Annotated in this window: 23 protein-coding genes; 14 read left to right on the top strand and 9 right to left on the bottom strand. The window is 62.5% G+C overall.

Annotated features, from left to right (window positions below; genetic code table 11):
- The first annotated feature begins 113 nt into the window (after positions 1 to 113).
- Positions 114 to 638, top strand: a complete 525-nt coding sequence (locus CO670_RS06015) for an RNA polymerase sigma factor (RefSeq protein ID WP_097589422.1) — start codon at positions 114 to 116, stop codon at positions 636 to 638.
- Entirely contained in the window at positions 635 to 2731 is a 2097-nt protein-coding gene (locus tag CO670_RS06020; RefSeq protein WP_097589423.1) for a VWA domain-containing protein, read from the top strand. Before CO670_RS06015 ends, CO670_RS06020 begins: the two co-directional genes overlap by 4 nt.
- A gap of 56 nt (positions 2732 to 2787) precedes the next feature.
- On the opposite strand, the gene CO670_RS06025 is transcribed toward CO670_RS06020, so the two are convergent.
- Positions 2788 to 3714, bottom strand: a complete 927-nt coding sequence (locus CO670_RS06025; protein ID WP_097589424.1) for an SMP-30/gluconolactonase/LRE family protein — start codon at positions 3712 to 3714, stop codon at positions 2788 to 2790.
- A gap of 180 nt (positions 3715 to 3894) precedes the next feature.
- On the opposite strand from CO670_RS06025, the gene CO670_RS06030 reads away from it, so the two are divergent.
- The gene (locus CO670_RS06030) at positions 3895 to 4962 is read left to right on the top strand and encodes a LacI family DNA-binding transcriptional regulator (protein ID WP_097589425.1); all 1068 of its coding nucleotides are present in this window, start codon (positions 3895 to 3897) and stop codon (positions 4960 to 4962) included.
- Between the two features lie 12 nt (positions 4963 to 4974).
- Here CO670_RS06030 and CO670_RS06035 read toward each other — a convergent pair whose 3' ends face one another.
- Complete coding sequence (locus tag CO670_RS06035; RefSeq protein ID WP_097589426.1) at positions 4975 to 6006, bottom strand: L-idonate 5-dehydrogenase; 1032 nt, start codon at positions 6004 to 6006, stop codon at positions 4975 to 4977.
- Between the two features lie 10 nt (positions 6007 to 6016).
- Positions 6017 to 6958 (bottom strand): 2-hydroxyacid dehydrogenase, encoded by a 942-nt coding sequence (locus CO670_RS06040; RefSeq protein ID WP_097589427.1) that lies wholly within the window; start codon positions 6956 to 6958, stop codon positions 6017 to 6019.
- Between the two features lie 136 nt (positions 6959 to 7094).
- Between CO670_RS06040 and CO670_RS06045 the strand changes: the two genes are divergently transcribed.
- The 8 genes from CO670_RS06045 to CO670_RS06080 all read left to right on the top strand — a co-directional run bounded on the left by CO670_RS06045 (position 7095) and on the right by CO670_RS06080 (position 16327).
- Entirely contained in the window at positions 7095 to 7859 is a 765-nt protein-coding gene (locus tag CO670_RS06045; RefSeq protein WP_097589428.1) for an SDR family oxidoreductase, read from the top strand.
- Between the two features lie 13 nt (positions 7860 to 7872).
- The gene (locus CO670_RS06050; RefSeq protein WP_097589429.1) at positions 7873 to 8427 is read left to right on the top strand and encodes a gluconokinase; all 555 of its coding nucleotides are present in this window, start codon (positions 7873 to 7875) and stop codon (positions 8425 to 8427) included.
- A complete protein-coding gene (locus CO670_RS06055; protein ID WP_097589430.1) occupies positions 8417 to 9310 on the top strand; it encodes an NAD(P)-dependent oxidoreductase in 894 nt (297 codons plus the stop codon). Before CO670_RS06050 ends, CO670_RS06055 begins: the two co-directional genes overlap by 11 nt.
- Positions 9311 to 9415: 105 nt before the next feature.
- Entirely contained in the window at positions 9416 to 10912 is a 1497-nt protein-coding gene (locus tag CO670_RS06060) for a sugar ABC transporter ATP-binding protein (protein ID WP_097589431.1), read from the top strand.
- Between the two features lie 18 nt (positions 10913 to 10930).
- The gene (locus CO670_RS06065; RefSeq protein ID WP_097589432.1) at positions 10931 to 11971 is read left to right on the top strand and encodes an ABC transporter permease; all 1041 of its coding nucleotides are present in this window, start codon (positions 10931 to 10933) and stop codon (positions 11969 to 11971) included.
- Positions 11972 to 12019: 48 nt separating this feature from the next.
- Positions 12020 to 13120: a substrate-binding domain-containing protein gene (locus CO670_RS06070; RefSeq protein WP_097589433.1), complete on the top strand. Its 1101-nt coding sequence runs from the start codon at positions 12020 to 12022 to the stop codon at positions 13118 to 13120.
- Between the two features lie 87 nt (positions 13121 to 13207).
- Positions 13208 to 13546 carry a hypothetical protein gene (locus CO670_RS06075; RefSeq protein ID WP_097589434.1) on the top strand — a complete coding sequence of 113 codons (339 nt, stop codon included), beginning with the start codon at positions 13208 to 13210 and terminating at the stop codon, positions 13544 to 13546.
- A gap of 807 nt (positions 13547 to 14353) precedes the next feature.
- A complete protein-coding gene (locus CO670_RS06080; protein WP_097589435.1) occupies positions 14354 to 16327 on the top strand; it encodes a methyl-accepting chemotaxis protein in 1974 nt (657 codons plus the stop codon).
- Between the two features lie 76 nt (positions 16328 to 16403).
- Here the strand turns inward: CO670_RS06080 and mctP are convergent, their stop codons facing one another.
- The 6 genes from mctP to CO670_RS06105 all read right to left on the bottom strand — a co-directional run bounded on the left by mctP (position 16404) and on the right by CO670_RS06105 (position 20915).
- Positions 16404 to 17879, bottom strand: a complete 1476-nt coding sequence (gene mctP, locus CO670_RS06085) for a sodium:solute symporter family monocarboxylate transporter (protein WP_097589436.1) — start codon at positions 17877 to 17879, stop codon at positions 16404 to 16406.
- Positions 17869 to 18066: a DUF3311 domain-containing protein gene (locus CO670_RS06090; RefSeq protein ID WP_097589437.1), complete on the bottom strand. Its 198-nt coding sequence runs from the start codon at positions 18064 to 18066 to the stop codon at positions 17869 to 17871. Before CO670_RS06090 ends, mctP begins: the two co-directional genes overlap by 11 nt.
- Positions 18067 to 18078: 12 nt before the next feature.
- Positions 18079 to 18210 (bottom strand): hypothetical protein, encoded by a 132-nt coding sequence (locus CO670_RS33630; protein ID WP_280951329.1) that lies wholly within the window; start codon positions 18208 to 18210, stop codon positions 18079 to 18081.
- 127 nt (positions 18211 to 18337) lie between these two features.
- Positions 18338 to 18982 carry a response regulator transcription factor gene (locus tag CO670_RS06095; RefSeq protein ID WP_097589438.1) on the bottom strand — a complete coding sequence of 215 codons (645 nt, stop codon included), beginning with the start codon at positions 18980 to 18982 and terminating at the stop codon, positions 18338 to 18340.
- A complete protein-coding gene (locus CO670_RS06100) occupies positions 18979 to 20364 on the bottom strand; it encodes a cache domain-containing protein (RefSeq protein WP_097589439.1) in 1386 nt (461 codons plus the stop codon). The genes CO670_RS06095 and CO670_RS06100 overlap by 4 nt, the downstream gene beginning before the upstream one ends.
- Positions 20365 to 20450: 86 nt before the next feature.
- On the bottom strand, positions 20451 to 20915 hold the full coding sequence (locus CO670_RS06105; RefSeq protein WP_097589440.1) for an Lrp/AsnC family transcriptional regulator: 465 nt from the start codon (positions 20913 to 20915) through the stop codon (positions 20451 to 20453).
- Between the two features lie 162 nt (positions 20916 to 21077).
- Here CO670_RS06105 and CO670_RS06110 point away from each other — a divergent pair, with 162 nt between their 5' ends.
- From CO670_RS06110 to CO670_RS06120, 3 genes are read left to right on the top strand one after another with little or no spacing between them, the layout of a single operon-like run.
- On the top strand, positions 21078 to 21857 hold the full coding sequence (locus CO670_RS06110) for an ATP-binding cassette domain-containing protein (RefSeq protein WP_097589441.1): 780 nt from the start codon (positions 21078 to 21080) through the stop codon (positions 21855 to 21857).
- A 40-nt stretch (positions 21858 to 21897) separates the two neighbouring features.
- On the top strand, positions 21898 to 22671 hold the full coding sequence (locus tag CO670_RS06115; RefSeq protein WP_088690379.1) for a transporter substrate-binding domain-containing protein: 774 nt from the start codon (positions 21898 to 21900) through the stop codon (positions 22669 to 22671).
- Positions 22672 to 22683: 12 nt separating this feature from the next.
- Positions 22684 to 23409 (top strand): ABC transporter permease subunit, encoded by a 726-nt coding sequence (locus CO670_RS06120; RefSeq protein ID WP_097589442.1) that lies wholly within the window; start codon positions 22684 to 22686, stop codon positions 23407 to 23409.
- The last annotated feature ends 11 nt before the right edge of the window (positions 23410 to 23420 follow it).

Below are 23420 nucleotides of genomic sequence, written 5' to 3' on the forward strand. Positions count from 1 at the left end.
ATATTGCCGGTGTTCGAAAAAAATTTTTTTGCTGTCGACCCAAGGAACGCCATCGGAGAAACGTCTCAATCCCGAAATAGCATCTTGCTGGATAGCTTGGGGGTAGGTGCGCATTGGATGCGGAGCTCATAGAACGGGCGCAGCGCGGTGATCGGGAGGCCTTCGGGCAACTGGTCTCGCGCCATTATGATTTCGTCCATGCGACGGCGTGGCGATGGTCGGGCAGTTCCACCGATGCGGATGACATCGCCCAGGAAGTCTGCGTCAAGCTTGGCGCGGCGATCCGCGGCTTTCGCGGCGCCAGCCGCTTCAGGACATGGCTCTACACGCTGACGCTCAATGCCGCCCGCGACCACAGGCGCAAGCTTGCACGGGAGGAGCAGACATTCCGCGCCTATGCCGCCGAACCGCAGCAGGATTCGCCAAGCGGAAATGACGACGAGATGTCGAGCGAATTATGGGCGGCCGTGCGCGCTCTGCCGGAAAGGCAATGCGACGCCGTGCTGCTCGTCTATGGCGAGGGCCTCAGCCACTCCGCCGCCGCCGACGTCATGGGCTGCTCGGAAACGACCGTCTCCTGGCAGGTGCACGAGGCGCGCAAGAGGCTGAAGGCCATGCTCGGCAAGGAAGAGGTATGATCTTGGACAAGGAACTCGAAAAGCTCTCTCACCTGACACCGCCGGCCGCCGATCCGGAAGCGCGCGCGCGCGCCCTTGCCGCGGCGATGCAGGCCTTCGACGAAGCCGAAAATAATGCAGCCACAGCCCAAGGAAATGCGAAGGGCTGGCGTCAAAGCTCCATCATCAACTGGATATGGAGCCCTGCCGTGAACAAGAAATTCCTCGCCGGTTCAGCCCTTGCGACGCTGCTCGTCATTCCCGCCGCCGGTTATCTCACCTTCGAGCTGACCCGCAACCAACCGATCGTCGACCAGGAAAGGGTCGCCGGTACTCTTTCGAAAAATGAAGTGCCGAAACCGACTGGCCGGCCGGCCGAACCCGTCGCGCCCGCGCCGAAGCTTTCCGAAGCGCCGACCGAAGAGAATCGTCCGGCGCAATCGTCGGCGGCTGATAGCGCTCAAGTCTTGCAGGACAAGCAGCCGCAGGCTGCAAAGTCGGCTGCGGAGCTGCGTGCTGAATTCGATGCCGGCGAGATTGCCGGTCTGACGAACAGGTCGAAAAGTTCCGCCGTGCCGGCTGCTCCTGGCGCCCCTCAGCCGCAATTGGCCGAACCGATGGCCGTTGCCCCCTCGCCTGTCCCGCCGGCGGGCGGACGTGTCCAGATCCAGCTCGATCCCAGCCGCGAGCGTTTTGCCAATGCTGCGGCAAATCCGATCAAGAGTGTCACGACCGATCCGGTCTCGACCTTCTCCGCCGATTTCGACAGCGCCTCCTACTCCTTCGTCCGCCGGTCGCTGACCGGCGGGGCGATGCCCGATCTGCAATCGGTGCGCGTCGAGGAAATGATCAATTATTTCCCTTACGACTGGCCGCGTCCCGAGAATGCCGACCAGCCCTTCAAGGCGACGGTGACGGTGATGCCGACGCCGTGGAATCACGACACGGAACTGATGCATGTGGCGATCAAGGGCTATGACATCGCGCCGGCGCTTGCCCCGCATGCCAATCTGGTCTTTCTGATCGACGTGTCGGGCTCGATGGACGAGCCGGACAAGCTGCCGTTGCTGAAGAGCGCCTTCCGCCTGCTGGTCAACAGGCTGAAGCCCGACGATACCGTCTCGATCGTCACCTATGCCGGCAATGCCGGCACGGTGTTGGAACCGACACGCGTGGCGGAGAAATCGAAGATCCTGTCGGCGATCGACAGGCTGGAGGCCGGCGGCTCGACCGGCGGCGCCGAAGGCATCGAGGCGGCCTACGATCTCGCGAGACAGGCCTTCGTCAAGGACGGCGTCAACCGCGTGATGCTGGCGACGGACGGCGACTTCAATGTCGGCCCGTCGAGCGACGAGGATCTGAAGCGCATCATCGAAGAAAAGCGCAGGGACGGCATCTTCCTGACCGTTCTCGGCTTCGGCCGCGGCAATCTCAACGATTCCCTGATGCAGACGCTGGCGCAGAACGGCAATGGCAGCGCTGCCTATATCGACACCCTGGCGGAGGCGCAGAAGACACTGGTCGAAGAGGCCGGATCGACGCTCTTTCCGATCGCGAAGGACGTCAAGTTCCAGGTCGAATTCAACCCGCAGCGAATCGCCGAATACCGGCTGATCGGCTATGAGACGCGCGCCCTCAAGCGTGAGGATTTCAACAATGACCGTGTCGATGCCGGCGATATCGGTTCCGGCCACAGCGTCACGGCAATTTATGAGATCACGCCAAAGGGAAGTCCCGCGGTCATGAACGACGACCTGCGTTACGGTGCGGCCAGCAAGGCGCCGGCCGAGACGTCCGATAGCGCGCAGCAGGGCGAGCTTGCCTTCGTCAAGATGCGCTACAAGCGGCCGGGCGAAGACGAGAGCGCCCTCATCACCACGCCCGTCGGCGACGCCAACACGGTCGCCAGCGTCGATGCCGCGCCGCAGGACGTCCGCTTCTCGGTCGCCGTCGCCGCCTTCGGCCAGAAATTGAGCCGCGTTCCCGCTCTCGATGCCTATTCCTATCAGGCGGTGGCCGATCTTGCCGCAGCGTCGCGGGGGGCCGATCCCTTCGGTTACAGATCGGACTTCCTCGGCCTCGTCAGGCTGGCCGACGGCCTCAGCCAGCGATGAGCTGAGACGTATCGCAAGCAGGGGCCGCCTGTAACGGCGGCCCCTGCTGCTCGGCGTTACCCGGCGCTCGAGCCGTTGGCCGTGAGATAGACGGCGTAGAGCGACGTGGTTGCGGTGATGAAGAGGCGGTTTAATTTCTCTCCGCCGAAGGCGAGGTTGGAGACGATCTCGGGAATGTGGATCTTGCCGAGCAGGGTGCCATCCGGATCATAGCAGTGCACGCCATCGCCGGCGCTCGTCCATATCCTGCCTTTTCGATCCACTCGAAAACCGTCGAAAAAGCCCGCGGTGCATTCGGCGAAAACGCCGAGATCGGTGAGATTTCCATCGTCGGACACGGCGAGCTTTCGTATATGACGCGGACCGCCGGGCAGATGCGTTCCTCCGGTGTCGGCAACATAGAGCATCGTTTCGTCAGGCGAGAAAGCCAGGCCGTTCGGTTTCACGAAATCGGCGGTCATCCGATCGGTCGCGCCTGTCGCCGGATCGTGCCGGTAGACATGGCATCCGCCGATTTCCTCGTCGCTGTAATCGCCCTCATAGTCGTGGAGAATGCCGTAGCTCGGATCGGTGAACCAGATGGTGCCATCGGATTTGACGGTGACGTCGTTTGGCGAATTGAGCCGTTTGCCGGCAACCCTGTCGGCCAATACGCTGACCTTGCCATTGAATTCCGTTCGGGTGACGCGGCGTGTCAGATGCTCGCAGGTGACGAGCCGGCCCTGATTGTCCACCGTGTTGCCGTTGCAATTGTTGCTGGGCGAGCGGAAGACCGATGTATGTCCGCTGGTATCGTCGTAGCGCATCATCCGGTTGTTCGGGATATCCGAGAAAACCAGATAACGCCCCGCAGCAAACCAGGCCGGTCCCTCCAGCCAGCGGCCGCCGGTCCACAGCCGCTCGACACGCGCATGGCCGACGAAGCAGCTTTCAAAGCGCGGATCGAGAACCTCGAACCCCGTACCGTCGATTTCTCCGAACATGATGCTCCCTTTTCCAAATTGTTATCGATACCATTCTGTCCTGTTTTGCAGCCATCGTACAGGGGCCGACCAACTGTGGAAGGCTGCGTTCCTGCAATAATATCGATTGTGGGATGATAGCGATAACTTTATCGTGTCCTGAGTTGCCCAACTCGGAAGCTGTTTTGAAAGCGGAGCCCAGTGAAAAACGAGGATGAGCCTAAAGACAAACGTGTCAAGGCAGCCGACGCCCAGAAGCTGACGATGGCTGAGGTCGCCAAATATGTCGGCGTATCGGCCATGACCGTCTCGCGCGCCTTCCGGCAGGATGCGAGCGTTTCCGAAGAGACGCGGAAACGCATCATGGAAGCGGTCGATGCGCTGGGTTACGTGCTCGACCTCTCCGCCGGCAGTCTTTCCTCGAGGCGCAGCGGCTTCATCGCCGCCCTCGTGCCCTCCATCAACAATTCGAATTTCTCCGATACCGCGCGGGGGATTACCGATGCGCTGGAGAATACCGGCCTTCAGCTTCTGCTCGGCTATACCGATTATTCGGCGGAGAAAGAGGAAAGACTGATCGAGGCGATGCTGCGCCGGCGCCCCGAAGGCATCATCCTCACCGGCGGTTCGCACACCGACCGCGCCCGGCGCATGCTCGATAAGGCCGGCATTCCGGTGGTCGAAACCTGGGAGATTCCGGAAGAGCCGATCAACCACGTCGTCGGCTTTTCCAACAGCGAGGCGATGTCCCTGCTGGTGCGGGCGCTGGCGAACCAGGGCTATCGCAGGTTCGGCTATATCGGCGGAACGACGGCGCGCGATACGCGCGGCAGCCAGCGGCGAAGTGGGTTCCTGAAGACCGTCGAGGAACTGGGTCTGGGGCCTGGCCGGGTGATTTCCTTCGGCGTGCCGCCGATCACCATGGAACAGGGCGGCCAGGCGGTCGTCAGCCTCCTGGAGCGCTGGCCGGACACGGAAGTCGTTCTCTGCGTCTCCGACCTTTCCGCCTTCGGCGCGATCATGGAATGCAAGCGCAGGGGGATGAACGTACCGGGCGATATCGCCATAGCAGGCTTCGGCGACTACGAGATCTCGTCGATCTGTCATCCCAGCATCACCACCATCAATGTCGACTGTTATGGCATCGGCCGCCAGGCCGCCGTGCGCCTGCTGGATGCAGTGCATGGCGGTGGCTCGACGGGCGACGAGATCACCTTGACCGGTTACAGGGTCGTGCTGCGCGAAAGCACGAACCGCGGCGGCGCATAGCCGGCGGCGACGTCAGAAGGCAATCAGCACCTTCATCGACTTGCTGCGATCGCTTGCCAGTTCGAAGGCGGCGACGGCCTCGTCGATCCCGAAGACACCTGTCAGCAGCGGCTTCAGATCGACACGGCGCGCATTGATCAGTTCGACGGCAAGCGCGAACTCCTCGTGGAAACGAAATGTCCCGCGCATCTCGATTTCCTTGGCGACGATCATGTTCTGCGGAATGGAGACATCGCCGCCAAGGCCGAGCTGCACGAGAACGGCGCGGGGCCTCAGCACCTCCAGTCCGGCGCGCACCGCCCTTTCGTTGCCCGATGCCTCGAACATGACGTCGAAATATCCCTTGTCGGCGCCGTAGGCGGCAAGGTCGGCGGCATTTGTGGCGACGTTGATCGTGCGATCGGCGCCGCTGGTGCGGGCGAGGGCGAGAACGCTGTCGGTCACGTCGGTCGCGACGATCTCGCGGGCGCCGAGAACGCGCGCCGCAACGATCGCCAGCATGCCGATCGGGCCGCAGCCGGTGACGAGCACCCGCTTGCCCAGCAGCGATCCGGCGCGGCTTGCCGCATGCAGCGTCACCGCGAAGGGTTCGGCGAAAGCGGCCTCATGAATGGAGATGCCCTCAGTGACCTTGTGGCATTGCCACCGCTCCGCCACCAGCCGCTGGCGAAAGCCACCCTGAATATGCGGCATCGGCATGGCGCTGCCGTAAAAGCGCATGTTGAGGCAATGGTTCTGCTGGCCCTTCAGGCAATATTGGCATTGGTTGCACGGTCGGCTCGGGGAAACCGCCACGCGGTCTCCGACCGCAAGGTCGCTCACACCGGCGCCCAGCGCCTTAACCGTGCCGGCGATCTCGTGGCCGAGGATCATCGGTTCGCGCAGGCGAACGGTGCCGAAGCCGCCATGATTGTAATAATGCAGGTCGGAACCGCAGATGCCGCCGGCTTCGATTGATATCTCCACCTGCCCAGCGCCCGCGACCTCCGGCTCGCGCTCTTCGACCCTGAGATCCTTGGCGGCGTGAATGACGATGGCTTTCATATCGGGATCCTCACACGACGGGAGTCGGAAGCGCACGACCGGCAAAATGCGCGGCGAGATTGTCTCTGACCAGTTTGCCCATGGCCTTGCGGGTCTCGATGGTGCCGGAGCCGTGGTGGGGCTGCAGCACGACATTCGGCAGCGTCAGGAAACGTGCATCGATCTTGGGCTCGTTCAGGAAGACGTCAAGACCCGCAGCCTGAATGGTGCGGTTTTGAAGCGCCGTGATCAGCGCCTCTTCGTCCACTGTCGTCCCGCGCGAAACATTGATCAGCATGCCGTTAGGGCCGAGTGCCTTCAGCACGGGCGCGTTGATGATCTTCAGGGTCGCCTCCCCTCCGGGGACGATGACGATCAGGAAGTCCGCCCAGTCGGCAAGCGCGATCAAATCGGGCTGATAGGCGTAGGCGACGTCCTTGTGTTCGTTGCGGGTGAAATAGGCGATATCGCAGCCGAAAGCGGCCGCCCGTTTGGCGATCGCCTTGCCGATCCGCCCCATGCCGACGAGCCCGACCTTCTTGCCGGCGACGCGCGTCACCAGCGGCATCGGAACATTGCCCCACTGGCCGGTGCGCACGAAGGCATCGGCCTGCGGAATCTGCCGCGCCGTGGCAAGCAGCAGGCCGATGGCGATATCGGCGACGTCTTCGGTCAGTACGTCAGGGGTATTGGTGACGCGAATGCCGTTGGCGCGGGCATAGGAGAGGTCTATGGCGTCGGTGCCGACGCCGTAGCAGGAGACGATCTCCAGCTTCGGCAGCTGCTTCATCAGCTCGGCGGACGCGCCGAGTTCGCCACGCGTCGCGATAGCGCGGATATTGCCGCCGACCCTTGCGATCAGTTCCTGGCGATCGGCCGCTTCCCACAGGCGATGGATGCGATACTTCGCCTCCAGATCCACCATGTCCCATTCCGGATAGGCTCCGGCCATCAAGATTTCTACCTCAGGCATTCCGTCTCCATCCCGCATTTTGGCAGTTGATTATGTTATCGATAACATATAATTCGAGAAAGGGATGTCAAGTAAGTTTCACCCGGGCGCGGCAGCATAAGCCGCCGTCCGCAGCGAGACTGGAGGAGTTATCTGCATGAAGAACCTGTTTGATCTGACCGGGCGGCTTGCCCTGATCACCGGCTCGAGCCAGGGGATCGGTTATGCGCTGGCCGAGGGTCTGGCGCAGCATGGCGCCGAGGTCGTCATCAACGGCCGCACGCCCGAAACCGTGCAGCGCGCCGTCGAAAGCCTCAAGGCTCAGGGCCTGTCGGCTCATGCAGCCATCTTCGACGTGACCAGCAAGGACGCCGCCGCACAGGGGATCGCCGCGATCGAAGCCGATATCGGGCCGCTCGACATCTTGATCAACAATGCCGGCATGCAGTTTCGCACGCCGCTGGAGGATTTCCCGGCGGACAAATGGGAACTGCTGCTCACCACCAATATTTCGAGCGTCTTTTACGTTGGCCAGGCGGCGGCCAAGGTCATGATCGCCCGCGGTCAGGGCAAGATCATCAACATCGCCTCCGTTCAAAGCGAGCTCGCCCGTCCCGGCATCGCCCCCTATACGGCGACCAAGGGCGCGGTGCGCAATCTGACGCGCGGCATGTGCGCTGACTGGGCCAAGCACGGCCTGCAGATCAACGCGATTGCGCCGGGTTATTTCAAGACGCCGCTCAATCAGGCGCTCGTCGACAATCCCGAATTCTCTTCCTGGCTCGAAAAGCGCACGCCGGCCGGGCGCTGGGGCAATGTCGAGGAGCTGGTCGGCGCTGCCGTCTTCCTGTCGGGGCGTGGCTCGTCCTTCATCAACGGCCACACGCTCTATGTTGACGGCGGCATCACGACCTGCCTCTAGGGGAGGTGAGACGATGGACCTTGAAAGAAAGGCGCCGCCTCTGGCCATTATCGTCATGGGCGTGAGCGGCTGTGGCAAATCCTCGGTCGGAGAGCGTATCGCCGGGCAATACGGGCTGCCGTTTCTGGAAGGCGACCAGCTTCATCCCGCTCGCAATGTCGCGAAGATGGCTGAGGGCATACCGCTCACCGACGGCGACCGCCTGCCCTGGCTCGACCGGATCGGCGAGGAGATAAAGACCGCGCAAAAGGCGTCGCAGGGATTGGTAATTTCGTGCTCGGCGCTGAAGCGAAGCTATCGCGACAGGCTGAGGCAGGCGGCAGGCGGGAGCCTGGCCTTCGTTTTCCTCGAGGGAACGCGCGATCTGCTGCTGTCGAGGATGCAGGCCCGTCAGGGCCACTTCATGCCGGCCTCGCTGCTCGACAGCCAGCTGCAGACGCTGGAGCCGCCGACCGGTGAACCCGGTGTCGTGACGGTGACGATCGATATGGCTTTGGATGATATGGTGGCGCTGGCTTGTGAGGAGCTGAGAGGCGTCGCCGTCAAGGGAGGATTTCATGCAGGATGATTACAGAGCAGATGTCGCCGTCATCGGTGCGGGCATCATGGGCACGGCGATTATCACGCGCCTGATCGAGACCAGGCACAAAGTTACCGTCTTCGATCTCGATGCCGAAAAGGTCGCGGCGCTGGAAGCCAAGGGGGCTCGCGCGGCTGCTTCCGTGGAGGCGGCGGTCTCGGCCTCGCAATTCTGCGTGCTTAGTCTCAATCACGCCAGCATCGTCCGCGCCGTGGTTTTCGGCGAGAAGGGTGTCGCGGCGGCGGCAAATGCCGACAAGCTGCTGATCGACATGTCCTCCATCGATCCCGCCGAGACGGCCGACATGGCAACGCGCCTGCGGAAGGAAACGGGGATGGCGTGGGTGGATTGCCCGCTTTCCGGCGGCGTGCCCGGCGCGCTCGGCGGAAAGCTGACCATCATGGCCGGCGGCAGCGCGGAGGATTTCGAACGGGCGCGCGTGGTGATGCGGCATCTTGCCGCCAATTACACGCTGATGGGCGCATCCGGCGCCGGGCAAACCACGAAGCTGATCAATCAGCTGTTTTGCGCCGTGCTGTTTCAGGCGGTCGCGGAAGCGGTCAAGCTCGCCGAAGCCGGCGGCGTCGATCCCTCGGCAATTCCGGCCGCCCTTGCCGGCGGCAGGGCGGACAGCCGGATTTTGCAGGAATTCATGGCGAAATTCGCCGCCCGCGATTTCTCGCCCACCGGCAGGATCGACAATATGCTGAAGGATCTGGATTCGCTTCAGGCCTTCTCGCTGAAGACGAAGACGCCGCTGCCGATGACGGGCGCGGTGGTCGAAATCCATCGCCTGCTCTGCGCCGCCGGCCTTGGGCCGAAAGACTCCGCCGAGATGATGCGCCTTCTCGATGGATTTCGCGCCGGCTGACGCCATCATCAGATGTTCGAGATTGTCACTTTCCGCTTGACTACTCGGGAATGTTATCGATAACATCATTCTACGACGACAGCTGCAGCTTTGGGAGGAGCCACAGTGGAAGCCAAGAGACTGCTGGAGTTCCAATCGATCACCAAGAGCTTCGGCGGCACGCAGGCACTGCGTGACGTATCGATCGATCTGCGCGAGGGAGAGATCCTTGCGCTGCTCGGCGAAAACGGCGCCGGGAAATCGACGCTGATCAAGACCCTTGCCGGCATCTATAAGCCGGATGCCGGCGACATTCTCTTTCGCGGCCACAGCTACCACCATCGTCCGCCGAAGCCGAACGAGCGGCAACCGGTCGCCTTCATCCATCAGGATCTCGGTCTGATCGAGTGGATGACGGTCGGCGAGAACATGGGCCTGTCGCAGGGCTTCTCGATGCGCGGCGGCCTGATCGACTGGAGGAAGACGCAGGCCCGCGCCAAGGAAGCCTTGAAGCTCGTCGGCTGCGATTTCGATCCCACGACTCGGGTGTCGGCGCTGTCGCGCACGGAGAAATCGCTCGTCGCCATCGCCCGCGCGCTAGCCGTCGAAGCCGACGTTCTCGTCCTCGACGAGCCGACGGCGAGCCTGCCTGCCGACGAAGTCGACCGGCTGTTCGATGCGATCCGCCCTCTGAAGGAGCGCGGTGTTGGCATGATCTATGTCTCCCACCGGCTCGACGAAATTTTCCGCATCGCCGATCGGGTCGCTGTCCTGCGCGACGGGCGCATGGTGGGGCAGAAGCCCGTCAGCGAGACGACCCCCGACGAACTGGTGTCGATGATCATCGGCCGCAGCGGCGACAGTCTCTTTTCCAAGACCGAGATCAAGCCCGGCAAGGCGATCGTCAAGGTGCGCGATCTCGTCTGTGCCGGCACGAGCCCGATATCCTTCGATATCCGCGAGGGCGAGCTTCTCGGCCTTGCCGGATTGCGCGGCGCCGGGCAGGAGCGGATCGGCCGGGCCTTGTTCGGCTGCGAGCCCTTCGGCGGCACGGTTCTGCTGCATGACCGAGCCCCTGATCTTTCGAGCCCGCTGCGGGCAATGGCTTCAGGCATCGGACTGATCGCCCGCGACCGGACGGAAGAGTCGGTGGCGCTCTCGCTTTCCATCCGGGAAAACACATACATCAATCCCGGCGCCGTCGGACGCGGTCTGTTTTCCTTCCTGTCTCCGCGCGGCGAGGCCGATCTTGCCCATGCGATCGGCCAATCCGTCGGCCTCAGGCCGAACGATCCGGATCTGCCGGTGGAGGCCCTGTCCGGCGGCAACCAGCAGAAAGTGGTCGTCGGCCGCTGGCTGGCGACCGGCCGCAAGCTGCTGATCGCGGAAGATCCGACCGCCGGCGTCGATATCGGCGCCCGAGCGGAAATCTACCGCCTGATCACGCAGGCGCTGGAAGCAGGTCTCGCAGTCGTCGTGGTCTCGACGGATTTCGAGGAAATCGCCCACATCTGCCACCGCGCGCTGGTTTTCTCGCGCGGCAAAATCGTCAGCGAACTGACTGGAAGCGCTCTGACGACGGAGGCGGTCATCACCGCCGCCTCGGCATCGGAAGCCGCTTGAGCCATCGGGAGAACAGCCATGCAATCCATTGAATCCACCGCGCTGGAGCCGACCAAGAGCGAAATGGCCGGCCTTTCCACCGGCCAGAAGATCGGACGCCTGATCCCGGTTTACGGGCTGGTGATCCTGACCCTCGGCCTGATCCTGCTCTTCTCGATCATGCTGCCGGACACGTTTCCGACCGTTTTGAACGTTCGCTCGATTGTCTCCGACAAGGCGATCATCGCGCTTCTGTCGCTCGCCGCGATGATCCCGATGGCATCGGGCCGCATCGACCTGACCGTGGGCTACGGCATCGTGCTCTGGCACATTCTCGCCATCAGCCTGCAGACGGTCTATGGCCTGCCCTGGCCGGTCGCCGTCGTCATCGTGCTGGCACTCGGCGTTCTCACCGGCTTCATCAACGGCCTGCTGGTCGAGGTTGCCAAGATCGACAGCTTCATCGCCACGCTCGGCACCGGAACGGTTCTCTACGCGCTTGCCCTTTGGCACACCGGCGGCCGGCAGGTGGTCGGCGTGCTGCCTGAGGGTTTCTACGCGCTGAACGGCACCATGCTGTTCGGCCTGCCCATCACCGGCTTCTACGTGCTACTGATCGCGATCTGCATGTGGATCGTGCTCGAATATCTGCCGATCGGCCGTTATCTCTACGCCATCGGCGCCAATCCCAAGGCTGCCGCCCTCAATGGCATCCCGGTCCGCAAATTCGTGATGGGCGCATTCATCACCTCGGGCCTGCTCGCCGCCCTGACGGGCGTCCTTCTCGCCTCGAAGCTGCGCATCGGCCAGGCAAGCGTCGGCCTCGAATATCTCCTTCCCGCACTCGTCGGCGCATTCCTCGGATCGACGACGATCAAGCCAGGCCGGGTAAATGTCTGGGGCACCCTGATCGGCGTCATCATCCTGGCGGTCGGGATATCGGGAATTCAGCAATTCGGCGGGTCGTTCTTCGTCGAACCGCTGTTCAATGGCGTAACCCTGCTGATCGCCATCGGCATAGCAGGCTACGCCCAGCGCAAGCGTGGGGCCGTGAGGAGGATCACGCCCGCGTCCAAATGAGGATGCCGGCTCGCCGGCATTTCAAAACAATAAACAAGAGGAGTGAACATGAAGCGCAGGAATTTATTGCAGGCAACGGTCGCAACCGTCGCCGTCCTTATGCTCGGCACGCCGGCACTGGCCGATTCCATGGCCGACGCCAAGGCAGTGGTCGACAAATATGCTTCCAAAGTAAGCACCTGGGACGGCCCGACGAGCGGCCCCAAGGGCGCTGAAGGCAAGAACATCGTCGTCCTTGCCGGCGATATGAAGAACGGCGGCATCCTCGGCGTGGCCAATGGCGTTCAGGAAGCTGCTGGCGCACTCGGCTGGACGGTTAAGGTTCTCGACGGCGCCGGCTCGATCGGCGGGCGGACGGCGGCATTCGGCCAGGCCATGGCGCTGAAGCCTGACGGCATCATCATCAACGGTTTTGACGCCGTCGAGCAGAAGCCGGCGATGGAAGCGGCCAAGGCGGCCGGCATTCCGATGGTTTCCTGGCACGCGGCCTCGGCCGTCGGTCCGGTTGCCGATGTCGGCGTGTTCGCCAATGTCACCACCGACGCGATGGAAGTCTCGAAGTCTGCCGCGGATTGGGCCTTCGCCGACGCCGGCGGCAAGCCCGGCGTCATCATCTTCACCGACTCCACCTATGCGATCGCCATTGCCAAGGCCGACCGCATGAAGAAGGAGATCGAGGATCTCGGCGGCACGGTGCTCGAATATGTCGATACGCCGATCGCCGAAACCTCCCAGCGCATGCCGCAGCTCACCACCTCGCTGCTGCAGAAGTATGGCGCCAAGTGGACGCATTCTCTCGCGATCAACGACCTTTACTATGACTTCATGGGACCGTCGCTTGCCTCGGCCGGCATTGCCGGTGACGGAAAGCCGGTAAACGTCGCGGCCGGCGATGGTTCGGAAAGCGCCTATCAGCGCATCCGCGCCAAGCAGTACCAGGCCGTTACCGTCGCCGAGCCGCTCAATCTCCAGGGCTGGCAGCTCGTCGACGAATTGAACCGCGCATTCGCCGGCGCTCCGTGGTCCGGCTATGTGTCGCCGCTCCATGTCGTGACCAGTGCGAATGTCGAATTCGACGGCGGGCCGAAGAACAGCTTCGATCCCGACAACGGCTATCGCGACCAATACAAGAAAATCTGGGGCAAATAAGCCCCTCCCAAGGGCGTATCAGCCGATACGCCCTCCCTCCCCGCACCACCATCGATCCAGCTCCGCGAGTTTTGGAAAAGAGAACCTATGATCATTCGTTACGCTTTGTTTGAAGGCGAAATCCATCCCGGCCGGGAAGAGGAGTTCCGCGATTTCGTGAGGCAGCGGCTCGTCCCGCTATGGACTCAATTTCCGGGCGCCGAAGAAGTCCGGGTGCTTGATGGAATGGAGCGCGACGAAGGCGCCCCGGTCTATGCCATGGCGCTCGCCATTCGTTATCCCGACATGAAGGCGGTGGACACTGCGTTGCGCTCCAATGTGCGCTCCGAGAGCCGCGAGGTGACAGGGGAACTGCTGAAGCTCTTCACGGGCAAGGTGCACCATCACGTCTTCTCGGCCAGCGAATACCCGCCGCAAATTGCCTGATGTGGCCGATCCCGCCGGCTCAACCGGCTGAACCAAGACCTTTAGCGCCTTGGACATCTGTCTCGGGCGCTTTTTTATGCGATTGCCGATCCGGATTGAGAGCACCATCGCGCGCCTTTGGCTGACGCCGCAGGCGGGCAATGCTATCAGCACGGGCAATGCTATCAGCACAGGAGGTCGGGTCGTTCAGCACATTGTTTGCGGCCGGAATTCTTGGTGACACAGCGTCGGCGCCAAGCATCGTCCGCGCCGCTGCAGTGCATCCCAAGTGATTCGCAATTTCCGTTCGTCGTGCGTCAGATCATTGCCCGGGTACAAGGCACCGAAAGAGTTGAGCTTCGGATCTACAACAGCAGATATCGACCGTTTCTGCGAAACAACTTGGCATACTCTTTCCGCATGGCGTCCGCCCAAAAAATGCGCATAAAATATACGAAAAGCGCAGCATATTGGCGCTCGGCAGCCTCCGTTTACACTCTCTAAAATATATTCCCTTAAATTTTTTAGGATATCGGAACGACGTTCTCAGGATCGTCACCTACGCCATGATGGCGGGCCAGGCATCCGAAATCTTGCATGAGATTGACGGTGTTACTTTCACGCGCGCTTCCGCGTCTCGAGGCATCGGCTTTGGCCGCTCCCGGATAAATGCGCAGTGTGCATGCGAAGTGGCATGTCCGGCGCGAAGAGCCGCGGCCGGACGCATTCGGGAGTACGGATCGAGGCCGCACGCTTGAATGAGATGTGACGAGCGATCCTGGCGTCCCAGCCACTTTTGACAAACCTCGCCAACGATGGAGAGTGCCAATGAACAGCATTAAGAGTTTCGGGATCGCGGTGCGTCTCACCCTCGGCTTCAGCTTCCTGGTTCTGCTGATGGCCGGCCTGACCATCTATTCGGCGGTGGAGGTTGCGCAGATCAACAGCAATCTCGAAACGATCAACGACGTCAACAGCGTCAAGCAGCGGTTTGCCATCAACTATCGCGGCAGCGTGCACGATCGGGCGATCGCCATTCGCGACGTGACCCTGGTGACCTCGGCGGACGAACGCAAGGCGGCCGTGGCGCTGATCGAAAAGCTGGCGGCCACTTATGCCGAGAATGAAAAGCGCATGGCCGACATGGTTGCATCTCCGGCGGGTGCGACGGATCAGGAAAAAACCATTCTGAACGAGATTGCCGGCATTCAGGCGAAAACCAATCCTCTGGTCGCGGAGATCATCGCGCTGGAGGAGAAGGGCGACGGCGAAGCGGCCCGCAAGATCCTGCTCGAACAGGCCCGGCCGGCCTTCGTGGAGTGGCTCGGCGCCATCAACAAATTCATCGACTATCAGGAAGCGCTGAACAAATCGATCGGCGGCGAAGTTCGCAGCACGGCGAGCGGCTTCAAGCCGATAGCGCTGACCGCGCTCGGCATCGCAGCTCTTCTTTCCGTCATCGCTGCCGCCATTACATCCCGCACGATCGTCGGCCCGCTGGCAAAACTCCAGCTTTCGCTGAAGGCGATGGCGGAAGGCAATCTCGACGGCGATCGTCGCCTCGAAGCGCGCGGCGACGAGATCGGCAAGCTTGCGCGCGCCGTGGCCGGCTTGCGCGACGCGATTTCGGCAAAGGCGGAACGGGAAGCCGATGCGGAAAGCAAGCGGGCTGTCGCGGAGCGGCACCGCCTCGAACAGGATGCCGACGAACGCCGCACCCTTGCCGAGCAAACGGACCAGGCTGTCGGCCGGCTCGGCGATGCCTTGCAGGCGCTGGCGGACGGCGACCTGACGCAGCAGATCGACACGCCCTTCATTCCGTCCCTGGAAAAGCTCCGTGCCGATTTCAACGCCGCTGTCGAAAAGCTTCGTGCCGCCATGCAGAAGGTTTCTCAGAACGCCAGCGCCATCGCGGCCGGCGCACAGGAGATCCGGTCGGCCTCGGACGATCTTGCCAAGCGGACCGAGCAGCAGGCCGCTTCCGTCGAGGAAACCGCCGCTGCCCTGGAGGAGATCACCACCACCGTCGCCGATTCCAGCCACAGGGCTCAGGAAGCAGGCCAGCTCGTCCGCAAGACCAAGGACAATGCGGAACGCTCGGGCAGCGTCGTCCGCGACGCGGTCGATGCCATGGGCAAGATCGAATCCTCCGCCACCGAGATCGGCAGCATCATCGGCGTCATCGACGAGATCGCCTTCCAGACCAACCTGCTGGCGCTGAATGCCGGTGTCGAAGCCGCCCGCGCCGGTGAAGCCGGCAAGGGCTTTGCCGTCGTTGCCCAGGAAGTGCGCGAATTGGCGCAGCGTTCCGCCAAGGCGGCAAAGGAAATCAAGGAACTGATCAACGCTTCGAACGGCCACGTGAAAAGCGGCGTCGCCTTGGTTGGCGAAACCGGAAAAGCCCTGCAGGAGATTGCGACGCAGGTCCAGCAGGTCGACGGCAATGTCGGCGCCATCGTCGGCGCTTCGCAGGAGCAGGCGACCGGGCTGAAAGAGATCAATGCCGCCGTCAACAAGATGGATCAGGGCACGCAGCAGAACGCCGCCATGGTGGAAGAAGCGACAGCCGCCGCCCATAACCTCGCCAAGGAAGCAGATGCGCTGTTCCAGTTGCTCAGCCAGTTCAACATCGGCGGAGCGGTGGCATCGAGGCGCATGACGCAGCCGGCCGCAGCGGCGCAGCACGCTCAACCCGTCGCCTCGCCCGCTCGCCAGATGATCGCGAAGATCGGCAAGTCGTTCCAGGGCGGCGCGGCGGTCCAGGGGAACACGGCATTGGCCGGTGATTGGGAAGAATTCTGATCGCCGAAGCGCTCCAGCGCCCCTGCCATAATTTGAAATGACGAAGGGCAGCGTTTGCTGCCCTTCGCATTTTTGGTTACGCCCGAACCGGAGCCCTGGCCGGAAGCAGGGCGTTGACGACGACCGCAACGGCGATGTTTGCCGCCAGCGCCAGCAGGCCGGTATAGACGGTGAAAGGCTCGCCGCCGAGGCTGATCAGATGCAGCGGCTTCCAGCCGGCATCCCAGACGAGGTAGGTGCCGCCGCAGAAGCCGACGAACCAGCCGGCAAGCAGAGCGGGTGCACGGAACCAGCCGGTGTAGAGGCCGAAAACCAGAGCCGGAAGCGTCTGCAGGATCCAGATGCCGCCGAGCAGCTGCAGGTCGAGTGCGAACTGCGTCGGCAGGAAAAGGATGACGAGAAGCGCGCCGATCTTCACCACCAGCGACGTCACCTTCGCGACCTTCGCCTCGCCCGCATCGCTGACCTTGGGATCGACGTAGGCCTTCCAGAAATTGCGGGTGAAGAGATTGGCCGCACCGATGCTCATCACCGCCGCCGGCACCAGCGCGCCGATGGCGATCGCCGCGAAGGCGAAGCCGGAGAACCAACCCGAAAACAGCGTCTTGAACAGGGTCGGAACGACGTCATTGGCGCTGTCGAGCTTCAGGTTGGCGGCATGGCCCATATAGCCGAGCAGCGCCAGAAGGCCTAGCAGCAGCGTATAGGCGGGCAGCATGATCGCATTCTTGCGGATCGTCTTGCCGCTGTTGGAGGCGAAGATGCCCGTCAGCGTGTGCGGATACATGAAGGCGGCGAGCGCCGAACCGAAGGCGAGCGTGGCATAGGCGACATATTGATTGCCGCCGAGCAGCAGGTTGCCGGAGCCCTTGGCCTGGAAGGCCGCATCGGCCGAGGCGAAGACATTGGCGTAGCCGCCGAGCTTCGACGGGATGAGCGCAACGGCCGCGATCACCACGATATAGATCATGATGTCCTTGACGAAGGCGATCAGCGCCGGCGCGCGCAGGCCCGCCGAATAGGTATAGAGCGCCAGCACGATGAAGGCGATTGCCAGCGGCAGTTCGCCATGCAGCCCGAGTGCCTTCAGGACCGCCGTCATGCCGACGAGCTGGAGGGCGATGTAAGGCATGGTGGCGATGACGCCCGTCGCCGCGACGGCGAGCTCGAGACCGCGCGATCCATATTGGCCGTGGACGACGTCGGCGGCCGTCACATAGCCGAAATCCTTGGCGCGTTTCCACAGGACCGGCATGACCATGAAGACGAAGGGATAGACGACGATCGTATAGGGCAGCGCGAAGAAGCCGTAGGCGCCGACCGTATAGACCAGCGCCGGCACGGCGATGACGGTATAGGCGGTATAGAAATCACCGCCGACGAGGAACCAGGTGATCCAGGTGCCGAAGTTGCGTCCGCCGAGGCCCCATTCATCGATATGGGCGAGCGTCTCGGGCTTGCGCCAGCGGCTGGCGACGAAGCCCATGACGGTGACGAGGACGAAGAAGAAGATGAAGACGGCAAGCGCCGTTCCGTTGATGTCAGTCGTCATGGCGAACGCTCCGATAGGCGATCCAGGTCAGCGTCGCCGTGATCGGCACCCAGAGAAGCTGATACCAGTAGAAGAAGGGAAAGCCGAAAAGCGCCGGCTCGCGAAGATTGTAGAATGGCGGCCAGAGCAGACCGATGTAGGGAATGATCAGCAGCCAAAGCGCTGCCTTGCTACGTGGTTTTTCCATGTCGGATACCTTTCAGGCGCCGCGGGCGGCGGTCGCCATGTTCCAGTTGTCGGCGTGGAAGGCAGGTCTGTCAGCCCGCGGGCGCGGCAGGCCGGTTCGTGTCACTCGAGGTTTTCCGACCGGTCGGAAGCTGATGTAACGCATGTGAATTCCTCCCAACGGCTTGGCGTTCGGCCAGCCGTAAGCGGAGTCCTAGGGCGTCGGTTTTGCCCTCACAAGATGGGCGCGGGGCGGAAATGCCGGGGCCTACCCAGAAGTGGGTAGGCTTGAATTAGCCGACTTTCGAGACGACGCCGTGATCGAGCGCATAGCGGATGAGGCCCGCCGTCGTCGCGATGCCGAGCTTCTTCTTGAGGTTCTTGCGATGGGTTTCCGCCGTGGCGGAGCTTATGCCGAGCGCCTCGCCGATCTCGCGGTTGCTCCTGCCGGCAACGATCTGCCCGAGGATATCGCGTTCGCGCGGCGTCAGCGGATCGCTCCCCTCCCCCGCGCGGTCGCCCATCAGCGCGTCGAAGACGCCGGAGGAGAAATAGGTGCCTCCGTTCGCGACGGTTTCGATGGCGCAGACGATTTCATCCGTCGAGACGTCCTTGAGGACGTAGCCGGCGGCGCCATGCATGACCGAGGAGGAAATATACTCGCGGCTGTCATGCATGGAGAGCATCACGACGCGGGTTTGCGGAAGTTCGTTGCGGAACAGCTCGATCGCATCGATGCCGCTGAGCTTCGGCATGTTGATGTCCATCAGCACCACCTGCGGCCGGATCTGCCGTGCGATGTCGAGGCCGGTTTGCGCAAGCCCGGCGGTGCCCGCGACCTCGATATGATCGAATGTTTCGAGCACGGCCTTCAGTCCGTCCAAGACCAGCGGATGGTTGTCGATCAGGAGGACGCTGATTTTGGCGCGTTCGTTCATGCGGCTTCCGCCTGCTTGCCGGCGGGCAGATTGGCCGATCTCGGCATCATCGCCGTCAGCGTCGTGCCGGCCTCGCTGCTGTCGATGAGCAGCAGGCCCCGGAAGTGCGCCATCCGCTCCTGCATGTTGCGCAGGCCGAGACCCGAGCTGCCGGATGCGCCAGCCCCGGCGCCGTCGAAGCCGGTGCCGTTGTCGGAGATGGTCATGCGGGCGCGGCCGCCGTCGCTCCAGAGCTTTACCGAGAGCTTCGAGGCGCCAGCGTGCCGCTCGACATTGTTGAAGGCCTCCTGGGCGACGCGATAAAGGGCAGTGCTGGCTTCCGCCTTCAGCATGCCCGTAAAGCCCGAGGCGTCGATCTTCGTCTCGATCCCCGTCCGTTCGGCAAAGTGATGGCAGAGCGCCTCCAGTGCAGCCGTCAGGCCGAGATCGTCGAGCACGCGGGGTCGCAGATCGTGCGAGAGCAGTCTTATTTCCTTGATGGCGCCGTTCAGCGCTTCGACGCCGCGCTCGATGGTCAGCGCCGCTTCGTCGGCATTGGTCCTGACCTTGCGGCCGGCGAGGTCCATCGCATAACGCACGCCGAGAAGGGTCTGGGAGATGCCGTCATGCAGCTCGCGCGCCAGCCGCGTGCGCTCCTCTTCCTGGGTGTCGATCACCCGCTGCGTCAGCTCCTTGAGCCGGCTGTCGGCCATGCGGCGTTCATGGAAGGTCAGCAGCATGCAGGTCGTGAAAACGACGAGCACCGCGGGCACGGCGATCAGCGCGACGATGACGAAGGTCCGTCTGATGTTGGCGCGCATCACCGCATTGGCGGCGGCACTCTGGGCAAAGACGTCGTCCAGATAGACGCCTGTTCCCACCACCCAGTGCCATTTGTCGAGGCTGACGACGAAGGAGAGCTTGTCGGCGATCTGTCCGGTTGAAGGCTTCTGCCATTTGTACTGGTGCAGGCCGCCGCCCGCCTTTGCCGTGGCGATCAGCTCGGCAATCACCTTGTCGCCGTCGGGATCCGTAAGGTCGAGCCAATTCTGCCCATGCCGGAAGCTCTGGCGGGGATGGACGATATTGTTGCCGTCATAATCGTAGACGAAGAAATAGCCGTCCTTGCCGTAGTCGAGCGAGGTCAGAATGTCAGCCACCTGCCGCTTGGCGGCTTCGTCGTTGGGACCGGCCTTGTCATAGATCGTCTGGATGGCCGAGAGCGCAAGATTGGTCAGGTTGAGGATTTCGGCTTCCCTCGTCTTCAGCATGTTCTGCTCGAACGTATCGATGCTGTTCTTGGCGAGGTTTGCCGATTGCCAGGTGATGAAGGTGGTGATCGCGAGGATCGAGATGACGAGCGGGACGATCGCCAATGCGATGATCTGGTGTCGTAGCGTCAACGATCGGTCCTCCCCGGGATGCGTGCCGGAATTATGCGCTTTGCCGAATGCGAGTCCAGCGGCTTGTCGGTGCCGGCCGGCCGGCGCTATTCCAGCGGCACGAACAGGCCGAGCTTGACGTCGCGCAGCACGACATTCGTGTGCATGCGGCGGATCTGCGGATTTTCCGCCATAATCAGGGCGGCGATGTCGTCATAATGCTCGACGTCGCGGGCGGTGACGATCGCGATCAGATCGACCGCGCCGGTCACGTAATAGACCTGCTGGATATGATCCTGTTTCTCCGCCCAGATGCGAAACTTCGCCAGCGCGTCGTAATTGTCCCGCTCGATCTCCATGCCGACGATGAACACCATCGATGTTCCCGTCGCCTTCCGATCGACGACGGCGACCTCGGCCTTGATGATCCCCTCCTCGCGCAGCCGCTTCAACCGTCGCTGCACGGCCGAGACCGACAGGCCGATCCGCTCGGCAATCGCTTCGGCCTTCAGCTGGCAGTCGCGCTGAACGATATCGAGAATGTCGCGGTCAAAACGATCCAGTTGTTCCATTGCCCTGTCCATTTCGAGTTCTCCCGCGCGGCTGTATTCTGCCGTATTCGCCGCGTGAGAAAGATTATTTTGCATAGAAAATGCAAAAGAGATGGAAATTGCGCGAAAAAACCGCGCAATTTATCATTATCCTTCGCAGCTCAAGTCCAGCCGGAACCACGCATGTCGGATCAACCCTTTCCTGCTCTTCGCGTCGAAGATCTCCATAAAAGCTTCGGCTCGCAACAGGTTCTCAAGGGCATCTCGACCGAGGCTCACAAGTCCGATGTCATCTCCATTATCGGCTCGTCGGGTTCTGGCAAGAGCACCTTCCTCAGATGCATCAATTTTTTGGAAACGCCCGATCGCGGACGTATTGCCGTCAATGGCGAGGAGGTCGCGCTGAAGCCCGGCCGCGGCGGGCGGCTGCAGCCGCAGAGCTGGCGGCAGATCGAGCGGCTGCGGACGGGGCTTGGGATGGTTTTTCAGAGCTTCAATCTCTGGGCTCATCGGACCGTGCTGGAAAACGTCATCGAGGCGCCGGTGCATGTCATGGGCGTTCCTCGCCGCGAGGCGATCGAAAAGGCGGAAGCCCTGCTCCACAAGGTCGGGCTCTTCGACAAGCGCGATGCCTATCCAGCCTTCCTCTCCGGCGGCCAGCAGCAGCGCGCGGCGATCGCACGGGCGCTCTGCATCGATCCTGCCGTCATGCTGTTCGACGAGCCGACATCGGCGCTCGATCCGGAGCTGGTCGGCGAGGTCCTCAAAGTCATCCGCGATCTCGCGGAGGAGGGCCGGACTATGCTGATCGTCACGCATGAAATGCGCTTCGCCCGGGATGTCTCCAGCCGCGTCCTCTTCCTGCATCAGGGCCGGATCGAGGAGGAAGGCCCGCCCGAGCAAGTCTTCGGGGCGCCGCTCAGCGCCCGCTGCCGGGAGTTCACCGGTCTCAGCGCCCACTGATGAATATCATCGATACACACGAACCAGGAGAATCCTGCGAATGAAACTGCTCCCCATGCTTTTTGCCGGCGCCGCCCTTGCGCTTTCCGCCGTCACGGCTCAGGCCGAGGTCCGCTTCGGCGTCATGAACGAATCCTATCCGCCCTTCTTCGCCAAGGATGCCTCGGGCGAGTGGCACGGCTGGGAAATCGACCTGATGAACGCCGTCTGCGCAGAGATGAAGGAAAAGTGCTCGATCGTCGACATTTCCTGGGACGGTCTCATTCCGGCTCTCCAGAGCAAGAAGTTCGACGTGATCTGGTCGTCGATGTCGAACACGGCGGAACGCTCGAAAGTCATCGATTTCACCGACAAGTATTACAACACGCCGAGCACCCTGATCGGCCCCAAGGACCAGAAGCCGGGCGCCACCGCCGAAGATGTGAAGGGCAAGACCATCGGCATCCAGGTGTCGACGATCCAGTCCGAATATTACAAGAAATACTTCGCCGAGGCTGCTGACGAAAAGACCTATCAGACGCTCGACGAGGCTTTCCAGGATCTGGCCTCCGGCCGCATCGACTACGTGTTCGGCGATTCGCTGGCGCTCGACGCTTTCCTGAAAAGCGACGGCGGCAAGGATTGCTGCGCCAAGATGGGCGATGTCGCCGACGACAAGGAGATTCTCGGCGCCGGCGTTTCTGGCGGCCTGCGCAAGGAAGATACGGAGCTGAAAGCCAAGCTGAATGCGGCAATCGCTGCAGTTCGCGCCAACGGCCAGTATGACGCCATCACCAAGAAATACTTCGACTTCGACATCTACGGCGCGAAGTAAGCAATCCCGGCGATGGCGACCGCGCAACAAGGCATTCTCGACCTGCTAGCCCCCTATCCTCCGGGATGGGGCGGTGTTCTTTTGGCAGGTGCGGTCTCCACGGTCGCCATCTCGGCCTGCGCTTTCGCGGTCGGAATTTTGCTCGGCACCGGCGGCGCGCTCGGGAAGCTTTCGGGCAATCGCGTGCTCCGCCTGCTGCTCGATCTCTATACCACTGTGATCCGCGCTGTTCCCGAGCTGATCCTGATCGTGGGGCTCTATTATGCCGGCACCGATGGCCTCAACCGGCTCTTGGCTGCGATGGAGCTGCCGCCGGTCGAAGTGAACGGCTTCGTCGCGGCCGTCGCCGTGCTGGGCTTCGTGCAGGGCGCCTATATGACGGAAGTGCTCCGCGGCGCGATCCTCGCCATTCCCTCGGGCCAGATCGAGGCGGCCAAGGCTTTCGGCATGGGGCCGGTGCTGAGGTTCCGCCGCGTCCTGCTGCCGGCGCTGTTGCCGAACGCGCTGCCCGGGCTTGCCAATCTGTGGATGTCGGTCACCAAGGACAGCGCGCTGGTCGCGGTCGTCGGCTATCAGGAACTGGCGCTCGCCACCCGCCTAGCCGGCGCAAGCACCAAACATTATTTCGTCTTTTTCCTCGCTTCGGCCCTTCTCTATCTCGCGATCACGCTCGCTTCCAACGTCGTCTTCAAGCTGATCGAAGGACGGGTGCGGCGGGGGCAGCCGCGTCTTGCCTGAAGAAAGCGCCC

Source organism: Rhizobium sp. J15, assembly GCF_002531825.1.
In the GTDB taxonomy this organism is placed as follows: Bacteria; Pseudomonadota; Alphaproteobacteria; order Rhizobiales; family Rhizobiaceae; genus Rhizobium.